This is a genomic window from Aquabacterium sp., assembly GCF_044226965.1.
GTDB lineage: Bacteria > Pseudomonadota > Gammaproteobacteria > Burkholderiales > Burkholderiaceae_C > Pseudaquabacterium.
In genome coordinates this window covers 1-18,453 of record NZ_JBGAGA010000102.1, presented here as the reverse complement: position 1 = coordinate 18,453, position 18,453 = coordinate 1, and the positions used below count along the sequence as shown (strand labels likewise).

At 73.1% G+C, this 18,453-nt stretch carries 22 protein-coding genes; 20 read left to right on the top strand and 2 right to left on the bottom strand.

Features of this window, described 5'->3' with window-relative positions:
* The 19 genes from ACILR4_RS27390 to ACILR4_RS27300 all read left to right on the top strand — a co-directional run.
* On the top strand, nucleotides 1-443 hold a 443-nt coding region (locus ACILR4_RS27390; protein ID WP_395704071.1), incomplete at its 5' end, for a hydrogenase maturation protease.
* Nucleotides 444-451: 8 nt separating this feature from the next.
* The gene (locus tag ACILR4_RS27385; protein ID WP_395704070.1) at nucleotides 452-748 is read left to right on the top strand and encodes a HypC/HybG/HupF family hydrogenase formation chaperone; all 297 of its coding nucleotides are present in this window, start codon (nucleotides 452-454) and stop codon (nucleotides 746-748) included.
* Nucleotides 745-1,203 (top strand): hydrogenase, encoded by a 459-nt coding sequence (locus tag ACILR4_RS27380; RefSeq protein ID WP_395704069.1) that lies wholly within the window; start codon nucleotides 745-747, stop codon nucleotides 1,201-1,203. Before ACILR4_RS27385 ends, ACILR4_RS27380 begins: the two co-directional genes overlap by 4 nt.
* A 17-nt stretch (nucleotides 1,204-1,220) precedes the next feature.
* Nucleotides 1,221-2,093 (top strand): hydrogenase expression/formation protein, encoded by an 873-nt coding sequence (locus ACILR4_RS27375; protein ID WP_395704068.1) that lies wholly within the window; start codon nucleotides 1,221-1,223, stop codon nucleotides 2,091-2,093.
* Nucleotides 2,090-2,308 carry a rubredoxin gene (locus ACILR4_RS27370; RefSeq protein ID WP_395704067.1) on the top strand — a complete coding sequence of 73 codons (219 nt, stop codon included), beginning with the start codon at nucleotides 2,090-2,092 and terminating at the stop codon, nucleotides 2,306-2,308. Before ACILR4_RS27375 ends, ACILR4_RS27370 begins: the two co-directional genes overlap by 4 nt.
* 6 nt (nucleotides 2,309-2,314) lie before the next feature.
* A complete protein-coding gene (gene hybE, locus ACILR4_RS27365) occupies nucleotides 2,315-2,761 on the top strand; it encodes a [NiFe]-hydrogenase assembly chaperone HybE (RefSeq protein WP_395704066.1) in 447 nt (148 codons plus the stop codon).
* Nucleotides 2,758-3,783 (top strand): hypothetical protein, encoded by a 1,026-nt coding sequence (locus ACILR4_RS27360; RefSeq protein ID WP_395704065.1) that lies wholly within the window; start codon nucleotides 2,758-2,760, stop codon nucleotides 3,781-3,783. The genes hybE and ACILR4_RS27360 overlap by 4 nt, the downstream gene beginning before the upstream one ends.
* Nucleotides 3,776-4,123, top strand: coding sequence for a hydrogenase maturation nickel metallochaperone HypA (locus tag ACILR4_RS27355; protein WP_395704064.1), 348 nt, complete (start codon nucleotides 3,776-3,778; stop codon nucleotides 4,121-4,123). Before ACILR4_RS27360 ends, ACILR4_RS27355 begins: the two co-directional genes overlap by 8 nt.
* Nucleotides 4,124-4,156: 33 nt before the next feature.
* Nucleotides 4,157-5,059, top strand: coding sequence for a hydrogenase nickel incorporation protein HypB (hypB, locus tag ACILR4_RS27350; RefSeq protein WP_395704063.1), 903 nt, complete (start codon nucleotides 4,157-4,159; stop codon nucleotides 5,057-5,059).
* On the top strand, nucleotides 5,047-6,189 hold the full coding sequence (locus ACILR4_RS27345) for a carbamoyltransferase HypF (protein ID WP_395704062.1): 1,143 nt from the start codon (nucleotides 5,047-5,049) through the stop codon (nucleotides 6,187-6,189). The genes hypB and ACILR4_RS27345 overlap by 13 nt, the downstream gene beginning before the upstream one ends.
* 2 nt (nucleotides 6,190-6,191) lie before the next feature.
* Nucleotides 6,192-6,452 (top strand): HypC/HybG/HupF family hydrogenase formation chaperone, encoded by a 261-nt coding sequence (locus ACILR4_RS27340; RefSeq protein WP_395704061.1) that lies wholly within the window; start codon nucleotides 6,192-6,194, stop codon nucleotides 6,450-6,452.
* Nucleotides 6,449-7,609, top strand: a complete 1,161-nt coding sequence (hypD, locus tag ACILR4_RS27335; RefSeq protein ID WP_395704060.1) for a hydrogenase formation protein HypD — start codon at nucleotides 6,449-6,451, stop codon at nucleotides 7,607-7,609. Before ACILR4_RS27340 ends, hypD begins: the two co-directional genes overlap by 4 nt.
* Nucleotides 7,606-8,667, top strand: coding sequence for a hydrogenase expression/formation protein HypE (gene hypE, locus ACILR4_RS27330; RefSeq protein WP_395704059.1), 1,062 nt, complete (start codon nucleotides 7,606-7,608; stop codon nucleotides 8,665-8,667). Before hypD ends, hypE begins: the two co-directional genes overlap by 4 nt.
* Nucleotides 8,668-8,676: 9 nt before the next feature.
* Complete coding sequence (locus ACILR4_RS27325; RefSeq protein WP_395704058.1) at nucleotides 8,677-10,395, top strand: enoyl-CoA hydratase-related protein; 1,719 nt, start codon at nucleotides 8,677-8,679, stop codon at nucleotides 10,393-10,395.
* Nucleotides 10,395-11,903, top strand: coding sequence for a sigma-54-dependent transcriptional regulator (locus ACILR4_RS27320; RefSeq protein WP_395704057.1), 1,509 nt, complete (start codon nucleotides 10,395-10,397; stop codon nucleotides 11,901-11,903). Before ACILR4_RS27325 ends, ACILR4_RS27320 begins: the two co-directional genes overlap by 1 nt.
* Nucleotides 11,903-12,901, top strand: a complete 999-nt coding sequence (locus ACILR4_RS27315) for a HupU protein (protein WP_395704056.1) — start codon at nucleotides 11,903-11,905, stop codon at nucleotides 12,899-12,901. Before ACILR4_RS27320 ends, ACILR4_RS27315 begins: the two co-directional genes overlap by 1 nt.
* A 154-nt stretch (nucleotides 12,902-13,055) precedes the next feature.
* Nucleotides 13,056-14,297: a methyl-accepting chemotaxis protein gene (locus tag ACILR4_RS27310; protein WP_395704055.1), complete on the top strand. Its 1,242-nt coding sequence runs from the start codon at nucleotides 13,056-13,058 to the stop codon at nucleotides 14,295-14,297.
* Nucleotides 14,239-14,898: a nickel-dependent hydrogenase large subunit gene (locus ACILR4_RS27305; RefSeq protein WP_395704054.1), complete on the top strand. Its 660-nt coding sequence runs from the start codon at nucleotides 14,239-14,241 to the stop codon at nucleotides 14,896-14,898. The genes ACILR4_RS27310 and ACILR4_RS27305 overlap by 59 nt, the downstream gene beginning before the upstream one ends.
* The gene (locus ACILR4_RS27300) at nucleotides 14,822-15,697 is read left to right on the top strand and encodes a nickel-dependent hydrogenase large subunit (protein ID WP_395704053.1); all 876 of its coding nucleotides are present in this window, start codon (nucleotides 14,822-14,824) and stop codon (nucleotides 15,695-15,697) included. The genes ACILR4_RS27305 and ACILR4_RS27300 overlap by 77 nt, the downstream gene beginning before the upstream one ends.
* 16 nt (nucleotides 15,698-15,713) lie before the next feature.
* Here the strand turns inward: ACILR4_RS27300 and ACILR4_RS27295 are convergent, their stop codons facing one another.
* Nucleotides 15,714-16,241: a hypothetical protein gene (locus ACILR4_RS27295; protein WP_395704052.1), complete on the bottom strand. Its 528-nt coding sequence runs from the start codon at nucleotides 16,239-16,241 to the stop codon at nucleotides 15,714-15,716.
* Nucleotides 16,242-16,355: 114 nt separating this feature from the next.
* On the opposite strand from ACILR4_RS27295, the gene ACILR4_RS27290 reads away from it, so the two are divergent.
* Nucleotides 16,356-17,876: an AAA family ATPase gene (locus ACILR4_RS27290; protein WP_395704051.1), complete on the top strand. Its 1,521-nt coding sequence runs from the start codon at nucleotides 16,356-16,358 to the stop codon at nucleotides 17,874-17,876.
* On the opposite strand, the gene ACILR4_RS27285 is transcribed toward ACILR4_RS27290, so the two are convergent.
* On the bottom strand, nucleotides 17,873-18,453 hold a 581-nt coding region (locus tag ACILR4_RS27285; RefSeq protein WP_395704050.1), incomplete at its 5' end, for a sensor histidine kinase. The genes ACILR4_RS27290 and ACILR4_RS27285 overlap by 4 nt on opposite strands.

Below are 18,453 nucleotides of genomic sequence, written 5' to 3'. Positions count from 1 at the left end.
TCGACGCCATCGACTACGGCCTGCCGCCCGGCACGCTGAAGCTGGTGGAAGGCGACGAGGTGCCGCAGTTCCTGGGCGCCAAGAAGATGAGCCTGCACCAGACCGGCTTCCAGGAAGTGCTGGCGCTGGCGCGCTTCACCGGCCACTGGCCGCAGGCGCTGCTGCTGGTGGGCTGCCAGCCGGCAACGCTGGACGACTTCGGCGGCAGCCTCACCGCGCCGGTGAAGGCCGCAATGCCGGCCGCGCTGGCCGCCGCGCTGCAGCGCCTGCAGGCCTGGGGCGCCGACCCGCAGCCGCGTGATGCGACGGAGCCGACGCTGTATGCGGACGTCAGCGCATCCGTGCTGGCGATGCCCGCCTACGAGCTGGGTCGCCCCTCGGCCGACGCCGCCTGCCGCATCGGCGACGATCGCTTCCTGGCCGGAGCCCCGCCATGTGCATAGGCTGGCCGATGCAGGTGACCGCCGTGCGCCCGGGCCATGCCCGCGTGCGCCGCGGCAACGAGCAGCGCGAGGTGCGCACCGCCTTGCTGGGCGACGTGGCGCCGGGCGACTGGCTGCTGGTGTTCCTGGACGACGCGCGCGAGGCGCTGTCGCCCGAGCGCGCCGCCGAGATCGAGGCCACGCTGGCGCTGGTGCAGTCCGCGCTGGCGGATGCGCCAACCGGCGGCCTGTCGACGCCGCCCGACGCTGCCTTCGCACTGCCTTCCGCTTCCTGGACCGCCGAACAACTCGAGGCCTTCCGATGACCGACACCCCCGTCACCACCGACCCCGCCACCGACGCCGCGCCGCTGGTGCGCCGCCTGGCCGCATCACCCGGCGCGCGCTGGGTCGCGGCCGACGAACTGGAGGCCTTCCTGGCCGAGCCCGGCGAGCAGGTGCTGTTCTTCCACGGCGACCCGGTGCGTTTTCCGGAGGTGCTGGACGTCGCCGTCGTGCTGCCCGAGCTGCGCCGCCACTTCGAGCGCCGCTTCGGCATCGGCATCGTGCCGCGGGCCGACGAAGACCGGCTGGCCGCTCGCTTTGGCGTGCAGCGCCGGCCCTCGCTGGTGTTCCTGCGCGATGGCCGCTACGTCGACTGCCTCAGCGGCATGCTTGACTGGCAGGACTACCTCGACCGGCTGCAGCAGGTGTTCGAGCGCCCGGCCACGCGGCCACCGATCGCGCTGGGCACGGCCACGCCGGCCCCGGGCTGCCACTGACGCAGGACGGCATCACGATGAACCACGACCTGTCGACCCGCCGCCCGTTCCCGATCCCCGTTGTCGCGCTCGGCCCCGGCAGCCAGGAAGAGGACGAGACCCTGGACTACATCACCATGCCCAGCGGCATGGACACCTACCGCCCGCCGCTGATACCCGACGACATGAGCGGCCAGCCCGGCGCCCTGCGCGTGCTGCAGGCGGTGCTGGCCGCACTGGCCGGCGAAGGGCCGGCGCTGGTGCCGCTGGACGGCCTGGCGCCGGCCGAGCGCCAGCTGCTCAACCAGGTGCTGGGCGAAGGCGAGGTCAGCGCGCAATGGCTGCCCGCGCCGGACGGGGATGACCGCTGCTCGGCGCAGATCCAGGAATCGGTGTTCGCCGGCGTCTGGCGTGTGCTGGCCGAGACCGGCGCAGGGCGGACGCTCGACGCCATCGAGGTCGGCGGCGTTCCCGCCGTGCTGGCCGAAGCCGCGCTGCAGGACGGGCGCACGCCGCCGCAGGTCGATGGCCCCGCGCCGGCCGAGGTGCTGAACGCCCACCATGTGCTGGCCGAACTGGCCCAGCACCGCGCCGCCTGGCAGCCGGGCCAGCCCAACGAGGTGGTGAACCTGACGCTGCTGCCGATGTCGCCGGCCGACATCGCGTGGATGGACCATGTGCTGGGCACCGGCCGCGTGCTGATCCTGTCGCGCGGCTATGGCAACTGCCGCATCCTCAGCACCCGGGTGCCGCACACCTGGCGCGTCATCTACTACAACTCGCAGGACCATGTGATCCTGAACACCGTGGAGGTCGGCGAGCTGCCCGCCGTGGCCTGTGCCGCGGCCGAGGACATGGCCGATTCACACGAGCGCCTGGCCGAGGTGATGCAGTGGGTGGCCAAGGGATGAGCACGCCGACGTTCGAAGGCAGCTACCTCGGCGACCGGCAACGGCTGCCGGCGGCCGCGCGCCTCGAATGCAAGATCTGCTGGTGGGTCTACGACCCGGCGCTGGGCGATCCGGTGTGGCAGGTGCCCGCCGGCACGGCTTTCACCGAGCTGCCGTCGCATTGGCGTTGCCCGCAATGCGACGGCGACGCCGACCAATTCATGGTTCTGGCCTAGGCGACCATGAGTGCACTGGCCGTTCGCGTGCAGCAGCTCGAAGCGGTGTACCGCGGCATCGCCGCGACCCGCATGGCGGGGCTGCCGCTGCTGCACCCGCGGCTGGCGGTGCAGGCCGTGAGCTTTGCGGCGCAGGAAGATGGCACCGCGCTGGGCGTGCTGGTGACGCCGTGGTTCATGAACCTGGTGCGCCTGCCGCTGCAGGCCGATGCCGAGCTGCCGGCGCCGGGCCAGGCCGAGGACCGCGCCATCGGCGGCTGGACCTTCCGCTTCCATGGCCACACCGAGCCGGGTATCGGCGCGCATGCGGCGGCCTCGCTGGCGTCGCCGATGCACGAGTTCGCCGACCAGGCCGCGGCCGTGGCCACCGCGCAGGCCTTGCTGGAACGGCTGCGGCCGCTGCCCGCGCGGCGCGGCTTCCTGCTCGGCCGCGGCACTGGAGCGCCGCGATGAACGGCCTGCTGGGACATGTGCGGCTGCGGCCGGGCCAGCCCGATGCGCTGCAGCTGCACGGCCCGCGCGGCTGGCTGGAGCGCCTGGCCCTCGGACGCCGGGCCGATGAGCTGCCGGCCCTGATGGCCAGCGTGCACACCTTGTGCGCGCATGGCCACGCGCTGGCGGCGCGGCTGGCGCTGCAGGCCGCGCAGGGGGCCTCGGGCACGGCCGGTGAAGGCGAGCGCACGGCGCTGGCGCTGGCCGTCGCGCGCGACCACCTGCTGCGCATCGCGCACGATTGGTCGCGCCTGCTGCCCCGCGGCGGCGGCGAGCCCTTGCCGCTGCAGGACTGTCCGGCCTGGGCCCGCGCGGGCCGTCCGCACGAGCGCCTGGCCGCGCTGGCACCCTGGCTTCACCGCCACTGGCTGGACCGCCCCGTGCCCGCGCTGCTGGCCGAACTGGGCGCCGACCCGCTCGGCGCCACCCAGCGCTGGATGCGTCAGGTCGACACCCCACTGGCCCGGCTCCTGGTCCGCGAGCTGCCCGCGGCGCTGGCCCTGCCCACGCCGCATCGCGCGCTGTGCGCAGCGTCGGCCAGCCAGGGCATCACGATGCCGTCGCGCGCGGTGCCCGACACCGGCGCCTGGTCACGCGCGCATGACACCGCGGCCACCCCCGCCCACAATGCCGGCATGCGCCTGATCGCCCGCCTCGTCGACCTGCTGCGCCTGGCCGCGCCGGCAGGGCCGGACTGGCTGCTCGCCGCAGGCCACGCGCTGGCCGAGGGCCGCGGGCTGGCGCTGGTCGAAGTGGGCCGCGGCCTGCTGTGCTACGAGCTTGGCGTCGACATGGCGCAGGGCCAGCCCAGCGTCCGGTCGCTGCGGGTGACTTCGCCCAGCGACTGGAACCTGCACCCGGCCGGCGTGCTGGCCGAAGCATTGCGCACGGTCGACGATGCACCGTCGGCCACGCGCCTGGCGGTGGCCTTCGACCCCTGCGTGCCCTTCGAGATCGCGCTGCCGGAGGCCGCCCATGCATGAGCTGAGCCTGGCCGGCGGCGTGCTGCAGCTGGTGGAAGACGCAGCCGTGCGCGAAGGCTTTGCCCGCGTGCGCCGCCTGACGCTGGAAGCCGGCGCGCTTTCGGGTGTCGAGGTGCGCGCGCTGCGCTTCGCGCTCGAATCGCTGATGCCCGGCACCTGCCTCGAAGGCGCCGAGGTGGCGATCGACGAACCCGCGGCGCCCGCGTGGTGCCACGACTGCTGCACCACGGTGGAGATCCGCAGCCGGCTCGACGACTGCCCGCGCTGCGGCAGCGCGCGCCTGCTGCCCACCGGCGGCCAGGAGCTGCGCGTGCGCGAGCTGATCGTGCACGACGCCTGAGGATGATGAACACGATGAAACAGGAGACACACCATGTGCGTGGTATGCGGTTGCAGCACGCCGGCTGAGGCACCGGTCCACCCGGGGCATGGGCACGACCCTGCGCACGGCGACCTGCACTACGGCCTCGGCGCCGCGCGCGTCTCGGTGCCCGGGCTCGACCCCGGCCGCGCGATCCAGCTCGAGGCCGATGTGCTCGGCGCCAACCAGCGCTTCGCACGCGACAACCGCGCGCACTTCGCGTCGCACGGCGTCGCGGCCTGGAACCTGGTGTCCAGCCCCGGCTCCGGCAAGACCACGCTGTTGACGGCCACGATCACCGCGCTGAAGGCGCGAGATGCCCACCTGCCGATCGGCGTGATCGAAGGCGACCAGCAGACCACGCACGATGCCGACCGCATCCGCGCCACCGGCGTGCCGGCCATCCAGGTCAACACCGGCAAGGGCTGCCACCTCGACGCGCAGATGGTCGGCGAGGCCTTCGCGCGGCTGCCGCTGCACGGCCACGGCCAAGGCCACGGCCACGGCCATGCGCACGCCCACGATCACGCGCACGATCTCGACCCCACGCTGCTGTTCATCGAGAACGTCGGCAACCTCGTCTGCCCGGCGATGTGGGACCTGGGCGAGCGCGCCAAGATCGCGATCCTCTCGGTCACCGAGGGCGAGGACAAGCCGCTCAAGTACCCGGACATGTTCGCCGCGGCGCGGCTGATGGTGCTGACCAAGGTCGACCTGCTGCCGCACCTGGATTTCGACGTCGAGGCCTGCATCCGCTACGCGCGCCGCGTGAACCCGGGCATCGAGGTGCTGCTGGTCTCGGCCCGCAGCGGCGTCGGGCTGGACGCCTGGCTCGACTGGCTGCTCGACGATGCCCGCCAGCCGGTGCCGCCCGCGCCGCCCGTGCCCCAGCAGGTGCCGGCATGCCTGGCCTGACGACGCAGGCGCTGCCCGCCGCGGCGCCGGCCACCGTGTTGGCCGCCGGCGCGTTCCTGAAGAACCGCGCCTGCCTGCTGCATGGCCGCGAACTGCTGTGGTCGCCGCTGCAGGGCGACCTGTCGGACCCGGAGGCCTGCTCGGCAATGGAGGCCGCGCTCGACTCGCTAGCGTCTGAAGCGAGCGTCCGCGGCTGGCGCATCGACGCGGTGGCGCACGACCTGCATCCCGACTTCCCGAGCACGCGCGCCGCCGCAGCCTGGGCGCGGCACCTGGACGTGCCGTCGCATCCGGTGCAGCACCACCATGCGCACCTCGGCGTGGTGATGGCCGAGCAGGGCTGGGACGGCAGCGAACCGGTGCACGGCCTGGCGCTCGACGGCGTGGGCCTGGGCACCGACGGCACGGCCTGGGGCGGCGAGCTGCTGGCCGCGCGCGCCGACGGCTTCGAACGCCTGGCCCACCTGCCGGCGCTGGCGCTGCCGGGCGGTGACACCGCCGCGCGCGAGCCCTGGCGCGTGGCCGCCGCGGTGCTGCACCAGCTGAGCCGGGCCGACGAGATCGTGCCGCGCTTCGGCCCGCAGTTCGGCGAAGTGGTGGCCGCCGGCGTCGCCACGCTGCTGGCGCGCGACCTGCGCTGCCCGCGCAGCAGCGGCGCCGGCCGCTGGTTCGATGCCGCTGCCGCCGCGCTGCGCCTGGCCCCGCAGCGGCAGACCGAGGCCGAGGCCGCGATCGCGCTCGAACGCGCCGCCACCGCCTGGCTCGCGCAATCGCCGATGCCCGCCGTGCCCGCCGCCTGGCTCGACCTGCCGACGCTGGTCGGCACGCTGTTCGACGAAACCGACCCCGGCCGCGGCGCCGCCCGCTTCCATGCCGCGTTGGCCACCGGCCTGGTGCAGGCCGCCGTGCGCCACGGCGCCACGCGCCTGGCGCTGACCGGCGGCTGCTTCCACAACCGACTTCTCAGCCGCGAGATCGAAGCCGGCTGCGCGGCCCACGGCCTGCGCACCTGGCGCCCGCAGACCGTGGACTGCGGCGATGCCGGCCTGGCGCTGGGCCAGGCATGGCTGGTCGCTCATTCCCTGGCCGCTGTTGACACGCGCCGCGCCGCTGCCCTGGAGACCTGCTGACCATGTGCCTCGCCCTCCCAGCCCGCCTGATCGAGCGCCGCGGCGCCGATGAAGCCGTCGTCGAACTCGGCGGCGTGCGCAAGACCGTCTCGGTCGCCCTGGTGCCCGATGCCAGCCCCGGCGACTACGTGATCGTGCATGTCGGCCACGCGATCGGGATGATCGACCCGCTCGAGGCCGAGCGCACGTTGGCGCTGCTGGCCGAACTGCAGCAGCACGAACTGCAGCAGCACGTGCTTCCGCAAAGGGACGCCAACGCATGAAGTACATCGACGAGTTTCGCGACGGCGACGTCGCCCGCGCCGTGGCGCAGCGCATTGCCGCCGAATGCCAGCCCGGCCGGCGCTATGCGTTCATGGAGTTCTGCGGCGGCCACACGCACGCCATTGCACGCTACGGCATCACCGAGCTGCTGCCGCCGACGATCCGCATGATCCACGGCCCCGGCTGCCCGGTGTGCGTGCTGCCGATCGGCCGCATCGACCAGGCCATCGGCCTGGCGCTGGAGCAGGGCGCGATCGTCGCGACCTATGGCGACACGATGCGGGTTCCTGCCTCCGGATCGCTCTCGATGATGAAGGCCAAGGCCCGCGGCGCCGACATTCGCATGGTCTACTCGGCCGCCGATGCGCTGGCCATCGCCCGCGCCCACCCCGAGCGGCAGGTGGTGTTCTTCGCCATCGGCTTCGAGACCACCACGCCGCCCACCGCACTGGCCATCCGCCAGGCCGCGGCCGAGGACCTGCCCAACTTCAGCGTGCTGGCCTGCCATGTGCTGACGCCCAGCGCCATCACCCACATCCTCGAATCGCCCGAGGTGCGGCAATGGGGCACGGTGCCGATCGACGGCTTCGTCGGGCCGGCGCATGTCAGCATCATCATCGGCGCGCAGCCCTACGAGCACTTTGCCGACGAGTACCGCAAGCCGGTGGTCATCTCCGGCTTCGAGCCGCTGGACGTGATGCAGTCGATCCTGATGCTGGTGCGCCAGGTCAACGATGGCCGCGCGGAGGTCGAGAACCAGTTCACCCGCGCCGTCACGCGCGAAGGCAACCTGGCCGCGCAACGCCTGGTGGCCGAGGTGTTCGAGCTGCGCGAGCGCTTCGAGTGGCGCGGCCTGGGCGAGGTGCCGTACAGCGCGCTGAAGATCCGACCGGCCTGGGCCCGCTTTGATGCCGAGCAGCGCTTTGCGCTGAGCTACAAGCCGGTGCCCGACCACAAGCAGTGCGAATGCGGCGCCATCCTGCGTGGCGTCAAGCAGCCGCAGGACTGCAAGCTGTTCGGCACCGTCTGCACGCCCGAGAACCCGATGGGCTCGTGCATGGTGTCCTCCGAGGGCGCCTGTGCGGCGCACTGGACGTACGGGCGCTTCCGCAGCATTCCGGTGGTTGCAGCGGCGGCCGAAGGAAACCTCGCATGACCAAGGCGAACTACATCCGGCCGATCGACTTCAAGCACGGCCGCATCGACATGAACCACGGCGCCGGCGGCCGCGCCGCGGCGCAGCTGATCGACGAGCTCTTCGCCCGCGCCTTCGACAACCCTGCACTGCGTGCCGGCGACGATGGCGCGGTGCTCGACGCGCCGAACCTGCCGGGAGGCCATCGCCTGGTGATGGCCACCGATGGCCACGTCATTTCGCCGATAGAGTTTCCCGGCGGCGACATCGGCTGCCTGTCGGTGCACGGCACGATCAACGATGTCGCGATGATGGGCGCGCTGCCGATCGCGCTGTCGGCCAGCTTCGTGCTGGAGGAGGGCTTCGCGCTCGCCACGCTCAAGCGCATCGTCGAATCGATGGCCGCGGCCGCGCGCGATGCCGGCGTGCCCATCGTCACCGGCGACACCAAGGTGGTGGAGCAGGGCAAGGGCGACGGCGTCTACATCGCCACCACCGGCCTCGGCGCGCTGCCGGCCGGCCGTCGCATCGGCGGCGCACAGGCGCGGCCGGGCGACGTACTGCTGCTGTCCGGCACCATCGGCGACCACGGCATCGCGGTGCTGTCGCAGCGCGAATCGCTGGGCTTCGAGACCAGCGTGCGCAGCGACACCGCGGCGCTGCACGGCCTGGTGTCCGCGCTGCTCGCGGCGGTGCCCGAAGGTGCGGTGCACACGCTGCGCGACCCCACGCGCGGCGGCCTGGCCACCACCTTGAACGAGATCGCACGCCAATCCGGCCGCGGCATCCGCCTGCAGGAGGCCGCGATTCCGGTGCGGCCCGAGGTCGACGGTGCCTGCGAACTGCTGGGGCTGGACCCGCTGTACATCGCCAACGAAGGCAAGCTGGTCGCCTTCGTCGAGGCCGCGCATGCCGAGGCGGCATTGGCGGCGCTGCAGGCGCACCCGCTGGGCCGCGAGGCTGCGCGCATCGGCCAGGTGGTCGAGGACCCGCACCGCTTCGTGCAGATGGCCACGCGCTTCGGCGGTCAGCGCGTGGTGGATTGGCTCACCGGCGAGCCGCTACCTCGTATCTGCTGAGTTATCGACATGCGGGTGCTGTTGCTGGCCCATTCCTTCAACAGCCTGACGCAACGGCTGTTCGTCGAACTGCGCGAGCGCGGGCATGAGGTGTTCGTCGAGCTCGACATCGCCGACAGCGTCACCGAAGAGGCGGTGGCGCTGGCCCGGCCCGACGTGCTGGTGGCGCCGTTCCTGAAGCGGCGCATTCCGGCCGCGGTGTGGCAGCGCCTGCCCTGCCTGGTCGTGCATCCCGGCCCGGCGGGCGACCGGGGTCCGGCGGCGCTGGACTGGGCGCTGCTCGAAGGCCGCACGCGCTGGGGCGTGACGGTGCTGCAGGCCGATGGCGAGTACGACGCCGGCCCGGTGTGGGCCGAGCAGGCCTTCGAGATCGCGCCCGGCGCGACCAAGTCGGCGGTCTACCGCCATGCGCTGGCCGATGCCGCGCTGCGGGCCGTGCTGCAGGCCTTGCAGGCGATCGAGCGCGACGAGAAGCCGCGCCAGGTCGTGCCCGAACCGCTGCGCGGCCCGGTGCCGGCGGACCAGCGCCGCATCGATTGGTCGCGCGACGATGCCGCCACCGTGCTGTGCCGCGTGCGCAGCGCCGATGGCGCGCCGGGCGCGAAGGCGTGGCTGGCGGGCCGCGCACTGCGGCTGTTCGATGTGCACCCCGCCACCCCGCACGCGCAGGATGCCGATACGCCACCGGGCCAATGGATGGCCCGCCGCGGCCCGGCCGTTCGCGTGCGCTGTGCCGATGGCGCGGTGTGGATCGGCGCGGTGCGCGAGGACGAGGGCGACGGCGCCGCGCCCACGGCCGGCCTCAAGTTGCCGCCGACGATGGCCTTGCCCGAAGCCGCCGCGCTGCCCGAATGGCCCCAGTCCTTGTGGACCGACGAAGGCACGGCGCCGCTTGACTGGGACGAACTGCGCTACGAGGAATTCGGCCCGCCCGGCGCCCGCGTCGGCTGGCTGGCCTTCGACGTCCACAACGGCGCCTTGGGCGAGCGTGCGTCGGCCCGGCTGCTGGCCGCGTGGCGCGAGGCCTGCAGCCGCGACACCCAGGTGCTGGTGCTGGCCGGCGGCGCCGACCAGTTCTGCAACGGCATCCACCTGCACGAGATCGAGGCCGCGGCGCGCCGCGCCAACGACAGCGCGGCCGACGCCTCGATGCGGTCGATCGAGGCCATCGACGACCTGGCGCTGGCGCTGATCGACACCACCGACCGGCTGGTCGTCAGCACGCTGCGTGGCAATGCCGGCGCCGGCGGCTGCTTTCTGGCGCTGGCCGCCGACGAGGTCTGGTCGCTGCCCGGCGTGGTGCTGAACCCGCACTACCGCAACATGGGCAACCTGCATGGCAGCGAGTACTGGACCTTCCTGCTGCCTCGGCGCATCGGCCTCGACGCCTCGGCCTCACTGATGCGCGGCCGCCTGCCGATGGGCGCGGCCGAGGCGCTGCGCCGTGGCCTTGTCGACGCCGTGCTGGCCGACGAAGCCGCGCTGCGCGCGCAGGCCGCGGCGCTGGCTGCCGATGCCGCGCTGCCGCAGCGCATCGCCGCCAAGGCTGCGCGCCGCGCCGCCGACGAAGCCCGCCGGCCGCTGGCCGAGTACCGCGCCGACGAACTGGCCGCGATGCGCCGCAACTTCTACGGCTTCGACCCCAGCTACCATGTGGCACGCCACCACTTCGTGCATCGCAAGCCGCACGCGTGGACGCCCCGCCACCTGGCCACCCACCGCCGCTGATGAACGCCCCCGATCCCGTCGACGCCCTCCAGCCCGAGCCCGAGCGGCCGCTGGTGCTGGTGGTCGACGACGAGCTGCGTTCGCAGGAGGCGATGCGTCGCACCTTGGACGACGACTTCGAGGTGCTGAGCGCGGGCGACACCGCCGCCGCGCGCGAGCTGCTGGCGCGCCACCCGGTGGCGGTGATCCTGTGCGACCAGCGCATGCCGGGGCAGAGCGGCGTCGATTTCCTGAAGCAGGTGCGCGTCGAATGGCCCGAGGTCGTGCGCATCGTGATCTCGGGCTATGCCGACAGCGAGGACATCATCGCCGGCGTCAACGAGGCCGGCATCTACCAGTACGTGCTGAAGCCCTGGGTGCCGCAGCACCTGCTGGACACCGTGCGCGGCGCGGTGGAAGCCAGCCGCCTGCACCGCGGCCTGCAGCGCCTGGACCTGGACCTGCGCGCCGGCACCCCGGCCTTGCGCGCGCGCCTGGGCGACCGTCTGAACCAGGCGCGCAGCGTCTACGGGTTCGAGCGCATCGTGCGCGCCGACGGCAGCCCGCTGGATACGGTGTGCGCCATGGCCGAGCGCATTGCACGCTACGACCTGTCGGTGCTGATCCTCGGTGAATCCGGCACCGGCAAGGAGCTGATGGCGCGCGCCATCCACTACGCCAGCCCGCGCATGGCACGGCCCTTCGTGGTCGAGAATTGCGCGGCCATCCCCGACACCTTGCTGGAAAGCGAGCTGTTCGGCCACAAGCGCGGCGCCTTCACCGGCGCCACCGAAGACCATGTCGGCCTGATCCAGCGCGCGGACGGCGGCACGCTGTTCCTCGACGAGATCGGCGAGACCTCGCCGCTGTTCCAGGTCAAGCTGCTGCGCGTGCTGCAGGAAGGCGAGCTGCGGCCGGTGGGCTCGACGCGCACGGTGCCGGTCGATGTGCGGGTGATCGCCGCCACGCACCGGCAGCTCGAAGACGAGGTACGCGCCGGCCGCTTCCGCGAAGACCTGTACTACCGCCTGGCCGGCGTCACGCTGCAGATGCCGCCGCTGCGCGAGCGGCCCGGCGACATCGTGCCGCTGGCCGAGCGCCTGCTGGCCGATGCCGCCACCGAGCTGCGGCTGCCGACCACGGCCTTCGACGAAGACGCGCGCGCGGTGCTGATGGGCTACCCCTGGCCCGGCAACATCCGCGAGCTGCGCAACGAGATTGCCCGCGCCCTGGCGCTGGGCGATGGCCAGCGCCTGCGCGCGCGCGACTTCTCGCCGCGCCTGCTGCAGGGCCAGACCGGCCGCGCGCAGGCCGCGGCCGCCGCGCCCGCGCTGCCGGCCCAGGGCACGCTGCAGGAGCGGCTGGACGCCATCGAGGCGATGCTGCTGCGCGAAGTGATGCTGCGCCACCGCTGGAACAAGACCCGCGCGGCCGAGGAGCTGGGCCTCTCGCGCGTGGGACTGCGCGCGAAGCTGCTGCGCTTCGGCCTCGAATCGCGCGAGCCGCCGCGCCCGTCGGAGAAGCACTGATGCTCAACGTGCTGTGGTTGCAGAGCGGCGGCTGTGGCGGCTGCAGCATGTCCTTGCTGTGCGCCGACACCGCCGACTTTCCGGCGCTGCTGCAGGCCGCCGGCGTGCGGCTGCTGTGGCACCCGTCGCTGTCGCTCGAATCGGGCCACGAGCTGGTCGACCTGCTCGAAGCCTGTCTCGACGGTCGCGAGCGGCTGGACGTGCTGTGCGTCGAAGGCGCGGTGCTGCGCGGACCCAACGGCAGCGGCCGCTTCCACGTGATGGCCGGCACTGGCGTGCCGATGAAGAACTGGATCGAGCGGCTCGCCGCGGTGGCCACGCAGGTGGTGGCGGTGGGCAGCTGCGCGGCCTGGGGCGGCATCAGCGCCGCCGGCGCCAATGCCACCGAGGCCTGTGGCCTGCAGTACGAGGACGACCGCGCCGGCGGCCTGCTGGGCGCCGGCTTCCGCGCGCGCAGCGGGCTGCCGGTGATCAACGTCGCCGGCTGCCCCACGCACCCGGGCTGGGTGGTCGAGACGCTGATGGCGCTGGCCGACGGCAGCCTCGGCGCGGACGATCTCGACACGCTGGCGCGGCCGCGCTTCTACGCCGACCAGCTGGTGCACCATGGTTGCACCCGCAACGAGTTCTACGAGTTCAAGGCCAGCGCCGAGAAGCCTTCGGACCTGGGCTGCATGATGGAGCACATGGGCTGCAAGGGCACGCAGGCGCATGCCGACTGCAACACCCGGCTGTGGAACGGGCAGGGCTCCTGCACCCGCGGCGGCTACGCCTGCATCAGCTGCACCGAGCCCGGCTTCCAGGACCCCGGCCACCCGTACCACCAGACGCCCAAGCTCGCCGGCATCCCGATCGGCCTGCCGACCGACATGCCCAAGGCCTGGTTCGTCGCGCTGGCCTCGCTGAGCAAGAGCGCGACGCCCAAGCGGGTGAAGTCCAATGCCACGGCCGACCATGTGATCGTGGCGCCGGCGGTCAAGAAGACGCGGCTGAAGTGAGCTTGCCGCGCCGACAAGTCGGCTTGCAGTGCGCCGATCAAAGCGCATGCCGCCGCACCGCAGCAAACGCGACATAACACCTGAAAGACACGTCCTCCTGCGGGGAACGGGCCGCGTGCAGGCCGCAGGCACGCTTCTTGAGACGTTGCTGCCCATGCTGTCCAAGATCACCGTTGCCCAACGCCTGCTGTTTGCCTTCGGCAGTGCCACGCTGATGTGCGCCGCCATCGCCACGCTGGCGGTGCTGCAGATGCAGACGCTGGCCCAGCAGCTCGGCACGCCGCAGGCGCTGGCCGCCAGCCGGCAGGCGGCCTGGCTGATCGGTGCGCTCGCCGCGCTGGCCTCGGCCGGCGGCGTGGTGGTCAGCCTGTGGATCGTGCGCGGGCTGACGGCCGCGCTGGGCGCCGAACCCCAGGTGCTGGGCGGCTGCGCGCGCCGCGTGGCCGATGGCGACCTGGGCGGCCCGGTGCCCACCGGCGCGCCTGGCGTGATGGGCGACCTGGCCCGCATGCAGCAGCAGCTGGTGCAGCTGGTGGGTGCGGTGCGCACCGAGGCCGATGCGGTACATGCCCGCGGCCGCCAGATCGCCGAAGACAGCGGCCTGCAGCAGCGCCAGGCCAGCCAGCAGGCCCAGGCGCTGGGCGACGCGGCCGCCGCGCTGCAGCGCGAGGCGCTGGGCGTGCAGCGCGGCGCCGACGCCACGCAGCAGGCCGCCACCCAGGCCGCCGACATGCGCCGCACCGCGCACGAAGCGCAGCAGGTCATTGCCGGCGCGGTGCAACGCATGCAGCAGGCCGATGCCGGCGCGCGCCACATCCACGAGGCCGCGCTGCTGATCACCCGCCTGGCCGCGCAGACCGGCGTGCTGGCGCTCAATGCGGCGGCCGCCGCCAGCCGCGCCGGCAGCGCGGGCGCCGAATTCGGCATCGTCGCGCACGAGGTGCGCATGCTCTCCCTGCGCTGCAGCGAAGCGGCCGGCGAGGTGCGTTCGCACATCGACAGCGCGGTGCAGCAGATCCACGAAGGTCGTGGCCGGGTGGAACAGGCCGGCAGCACGATGGACCGCATCGTCGCCGCTTCCGGCGCGGTGGCCGAGCGCCTGGCCGCCGTCGCCACCGAAAGCCAGGCGCGCGGCCAGGCGCTGGGTGCGCTGGGCGGCGCGATGGCCGTGCTCGACCGCCAGACGCGCGAGGGCGCGGCCCGCATCGCGCGCAGCGGCCAGGCCGCGCAGGCGATGGAACAGCGCTCGGCCCGGCTGGTGCAGGCCGTGTCCGTCTTCCGGCTCGATGCCAACGCAGCGCCACCGGCCAGCGCCGCGGACGCTATGCTTCCCACCGATGGATTCCGTTCCCCCCACACGCCTGGTCGTCGGACCCTTCAACCGGGTCGAGGGTGACCTCGAGGTCCGGCTCACGCTGCACGAAGGGCAGGTGGCCGAGGCACAGGTCAGCGCGCCGATGTACCGCGGCTTCGAGAACCTGCTGCAGGGCCGCGAGCCGCACGATGCGCTGGTGATCGTGCCGCGCATCTGCGGCATCTGCTCGGTCTCGCAATCGGTGGCCGCGGCGCGTGCGCTGGCCGATGCCGCCGGCATCGAGGCACCGGCCAACGGCCGCATCGCCACCGACCTGATGCTGGCCACCGAGAACCTGGCCGACCACCTGACGCACTTCTACCTGTTCTTCATGCCTGACTTCGCGCGCGAGGTCTATGCCGGCCAGCCCTGGTTCGGCGAGGCCTGCCGCCGCTTCGAGGCCGGCCGCGGCGATGGTGGCAAGGCCGTGCTGATCATGCAGCGCCAGCGCTGGTTCCATCGTCGTATCATGGCGGTAAATGGCCGGCATCAATCTACAAAGGCCGCGCGCCGGGTGCAGCAAAGACGCGGCGATCGATCAGGAGCGCCTGCGCCTGCTGGCGCTGGTGCGCGAGTTCCGGGCCTTCCTCGAACGCCACACCTTCGGCGCGCCGCTGGAAGACGTGGCGGCGTTGGCCGATGAAGCCGCGCTCCAGGCCTGGCATGCCCAGGCGCCCGAGGGTGGCGACCTGCGGCTGTTCCTGACCATCGCTGCGGCCACCGGGCTGGACCGGCTGGGCCGCGGCCCGGGCCGCTACCTGAGCCATGGCAACGCCAGCGCCCCGCCGGGCCTGTGGGACGAAGCCACGACCTCGCTGCAGCCGCTGGACCTGTCGGGCCTGACCGAGGACACGCGCCATGCCTGGCTGGCCGACGGCGGCCTGCCGCCGCGTCATCCGAGCGAAGGCTTCACCCGGCCCGACGCCGACAAGCCCGAGGCCTACACCTGGAACAAGGCGCCGCGGCTCGAGGGCCGGCCCTGCGAGACCGGTGCCATCGCGCGCCGCCTGGCCGCCGGCCAGCCGCTGCTGCGCAGCGCGGTGGCGCGCTGCGGTGGCACGGTCTACACCCGCGTGCTGGCGCGGCTGATCGAGCTGGCGGTGGTGGTGCCGCAGATGGAGCACTGGCTCGCGGCGCTGCAACCGCGCGAAGCCTTCTGCGCCAATGATTCGCTGCCCGAGGCCGGCAGCGGCCGTGGCCTGACCGAGGCCGCGCGCGGCGCGCTGGGGCACTGGCTGCGCATCGAGCGCGGCCGCATCGCCAGCTACCAGATCGTCGCGCCGACGAGCTGGAACTTCTCCCCGCGCGACGCGGCCGGCCAGCCCGGCCCGCTGGAGGCCGCGCTGGTGGGCACGCCGGTGCGCGAGGGCGAACGCACGCCGGTGGCAGTGCAGCACGTGGTGCGCTCGTTCGACCCGTGCATGGTGTGCACGGTGCATTGAGCACCGGCCTCTGCGTTCAGGCCGTCTCGGGCTGCAGCGCGGCCAGGAAGCGACGCAGCGTCTCGGCGGGCAATTCGCCGCCGGCGCGCGTGACCCGCAGCGCCGCGCGCGCCACCGGCGCGCGGGCGGACAAGCGCTGCATTTCCTCGAACACCGCGGCGTCACCGGCATGCGGACCGGTGCTGAAGAAGGCCACGCGCCTGAACTCGCGGGCGTGTTCGCGCAGGTAACTCCGGATCGGAGCGGCCGGCCCATGACCCCAGACGGGCGTGCCGACCACGATCAGGTCGAAGTCGGCAGGCCTGCGGCGCGGCGGCGCGATGGGCGGCGAGGCGCGGGTCGCCGCCTGCCAGGCCGCGCGCATGCGCCCGCTCAGTCCGCCACTGGTGCGCAGCTCGCGCACCTGCTCGCGCGCGCCTCGGCAGCGTCGGGCCACCTCGGCGGCCACGCGCTCGGTATGCCCCTCGTCGTCGGGAAAGAACACCACCAGGCAGCGAGGACCCTCGCCGCCGGGCAGCGTGTCGGGAAAGGACAGCGAAGCCATGGTCACCTCTTGACACCTTCAGTCTCACGCGGGCACCGCCGACGCGATTGCGCTCGCGCAATGACCGCTGCCAAGCGGCGCCCACACTCCGGACAAGCCCGCGGATCCGTATCGATGCCTGCCGAACTGATCGAGACCTTGTGCCGCCAGCTCGGCGCGCGGCGGGTGGAAACCCACATCTCCTGGGTGCTGCTGTTTGGCGACGAAGCCCTGAAGATCAAGAAGCCGGTGAACCTGGGCTTCCTGGACTTCAGCACGCTGGCGCGCCGTCACGCGATGTGCGAGGAAGAGCTGCGCCTGAACCGCCGCCTGGCCCCCGCGCTGTACCGCGACGTGCTGCCCATCACCGGCAGCGCGTCAGCACCGCGCCTGGGCGGCAGCGGCGCGCCGATCGAGTGGGCCCTGCGCATGCACCGCTTCGCGGACGATGCGCTGCTGGCCGACCGGCTGCGCCATGGCGACGTCCGGCCGGCGCAGATCGACCGACTGGCGCAGCGCCTGGCCGCCTTCCACCGCGACGCCGGCGTGGCGGATGCCGCGTCGGCCTACGGCTGCCCCGAGCGCATCGCGGCCGACACCGCCGCCGTGATCGGGCGCCTGGCCGAGCACCTCGGCCCGGCGCAGGCACCGGCGCTGGCCGCCCTGCGCGAATGGGCCGCCACGCAGGCGCGCGCGCTGCATGCCACCTGGCTGGCGCGGCGGCGCGAGGGCTGCGTGCGCGAAGGCCATGGCGACCTGCATGCCGGCAACGTGGTGGTGCTGGGCGACGACGTGACGGCCTTCGACTGCATCGAGTTCGACCCGGCGCTGCGCTGGATCGACCTGCAGGCCGACATCGGCTTCCTGGTGATGGACCTGCTGGCGCACGAGCGGCGCGACCTGGCCTTCCGCTTCCTCGACCGCTACCTGGGCGAGGGCGGCGACCATGCCGGCACCGCGGTGCTGCGCTACTACCTGGTGTACCGGGCCCTGGTGCGGGCACTGGTGGCCACGCTGCGCCCGGGGCCGGCCTCAGGGCCCGACTACCTGGGCCTGGCGCTGCGCTGGCTGCAGCCGCCCGGCGCGCGACTGATGATCACCCACGGCTATTCGGGCTCCGGCAAGAGCCACGCCGCCGCCGCGCTGCTGGAGCAGGCCGGCGCGATCCGCCTGCGCTCGGACCTGGAGCGCAAGCGTCTGCACGGGCTGTCGGCGCTGCAGCGCTCGGATTCCGGCCTGGACAGCGGCCTGTACGCCGCGCAGGCCTCGCAGGCCACCTATGCGCGGCTGGCGGTGCTGGCCGGCATCGCGCTGGGCGCGGGCTGGCCGGTGATCGTCGATGCGGCCTTCCTGCAGGCCGCCGAGCGCGAGCGTTTCCGCCAGCTGGCACGGGAGCAGGGCGTGCCGTTCACCATCCTGCACTGCGAGGCGCCGCCGCAGCTGCTGCGCGAACGCCTGGCAGCCCGCGCCCGCCGCGCCGACGATGCTTCCGAGGCCGATGCCGCGGTGCTTGCGCACCAGCTGGGCCATGCCGAGCCGCTGGACGCGCGCGAGCAGCGCGATCAGCTGTGCGTGGACAGCGCGCGGCCCGACGACCCGGCGGCCTGGGCGGCGCTGGCGGCCGCCTGGATCAATGCCGCGTGCGTGACGCGTTAGCACTGCGTCCGGTCGGACAGCAGCGGCACCGCGCTCATGACCCGTGCGCCGCCACCCTCGGCATTGCCGATCTCGACCCGGCCCCCCACCATCAGCGCGCGTTCGCGCATGCCCAGCAGCCCGAACGAGCCGCTGATGGCGGCGGTGTCGGGAAAGCCGATACCGTCGTCCTGCACCGTGACGACCAGCTCGTCGCCGGCGCGATGTGCCGCCACCTGCAGGTGACGGGCGCGTGCGTGGCGCGCGACATTGGTCAGCGATTCCTGCACGATGCGGAACAGTGCGGTGCGGGCCTCGGTGCCCAGCGGCGGTTCCTCCTCGTCGAGTGCCACCTCCACGGCAATGCCCAGCTGCTGCGCCGCGTTGCGCGCCAGCCAGTCGATGGCAGGAAACAGGCCCAGGTCGTCCAGCATCGCCGGGCGCAGGTCCGCCGCAAGGCGGCGCACCGCGGCGATGGCGTTCTCCACCATGCGCGTCAGCTCGATGCCCAGCGCGGCTGCCCGGGTGGCCGGGTCGCCGCAGGCCAACAGCGCCAGCTTCAGCGCGGTGAGCTGCTGGCCCAGTTCGTCATGCAGTT

Bases quoted from the DNA above. Each gene is read 5' to 3' on its own strand.
- ACILR4_RS27385 (WP_395704070.1), top strand. From the start codon at position 452: ATGCAGGTGACCGCCGTGCGCCCGGGCCATGCCCGCGTGCGCCGCGGC.
- ACILR4_RS27380 (WP_395704069.1), top strand. From the start codon at position 745: ATGACCGACACCCCCGTCACCACCGACCCCGCCACCGACGCCGCGCCG.
- ACILR4_RS27375 (WP_395704068.1), top strand. From the start codon at position 1,221: ATGAACCACGACCTGTCGACCCGCCGCCCGTTCCCGATCCCCGTTGTC.
- ACILR4_RS27370 (WP_395704067.1), top strand. From the start codon at position 2,090: ATGAGCACGCCGACGTTCGAAGGCAGCTACCTCGGCGACCGGCAACGG.
- hybE (WP_395704066.1), top strand. From the start codon at position 2,315: ATGAGTGCACTGGCCGTTCGCGTGCAGCAGCTCGAAGCGGTGTACCGC.
- ACILR4_RS27360 (WP_395704065.1), top strand. From the start codon at position 2,758: ATGAACGGCCTGCTGGGACATGTGCGGCTGCGGCCGGGCCAGCCCGAT.
- ACILR4_RS27355 (WP_395704064.1), top strand. From the start codon at position 3,776: ATGCATGAGCTGAGCCTGGCCGGCGGCGTGCTGCAGCTGGTGGAAGAC.
- hypB (WP_395704063.1), top strand. From the start codon at position 4,157: ATGTGCGTGGTATGCGGTTGCAGCACGCCGGCTGAGGCACCGGTCCAC.
- ACILR4_RS27345 (WP_395704062.1), top strand. From the start codon at position 5,047: ATGCCTGGCCTGACGACGCAGGCGCTGCCCGCCGCGGCGCCGGCCACC.
- ACILR4_RS27340 (WP_395704061.1), top strand. From the start codon at position 6,192: ATGTGCCTCGCCCTCCCAGCCCGCCTGATCGAGCGCCGCGGCGCCGAT.
- hypD (WP_395704060.1), top strand. From the start codon at position 6,449: ATGAAGTACATCGACGAGTTTCGCGACGGCGACGTCGCCCGCGCCGTG.
- hypE (WP_395704059.1), top strand. From the start codon at position 7,606: ATGACCAAGGCGAACTACATCCGGCCGATCGACTTCAAGCACGGCCGC.
- ACILR4_RS27325 (WP_395704058.1), top strand. From the start codon at position 8,677: ATGCGGGTGCTGTTGCTGGCCCATTCCTTCAACAGCCTGACGCAACGG.
- ACILR4_RS27320 (WP_395704057.1), top strand. From the start codon at position 10,395: ATGAACGCCCCCGATCCCGTCGACGCCCTCCAGCCCGAGCCCGAGCGG.
- ACILR4_RS27315 (WP_395704056.1), top strand. From the start codon at position 11,903: ATGCTCAACGTGCTGTGGTTGCAGAGCGGCGGCTGTGGCGGCTGCAGC.
- ACILR4_RS27310 (WP_395704055.1), top strand. From the start codon at position 13,056: ATGCTGTCCAAGATCACCGTTGCCCAACGCCTGCTGTTTGCCTTCGGC.
- ACILR4_RS27305 (WP_395704054.1), top strand. From the start codon at position 14,239: ATGGATTCCGTTCCCCCCACACGCCTGGTCGTCGGACCCTTCAACCGG.
- ACILR4_RS27295 (WP_395704052.1), bottom strand. From the start codon at position 16,241: ATGGCTTCGCTGTCCTTTCCCGACACGCTGCCCGGCGGCGAGGGTCCT.
- ACILR4_RS27290 (WP_395704051.1), top strand. From the start codon at position 16,356: ATGCCTGCCGAACTGATCGAGACCTTGTGCCGCCAGCTCGGCGCGCGG.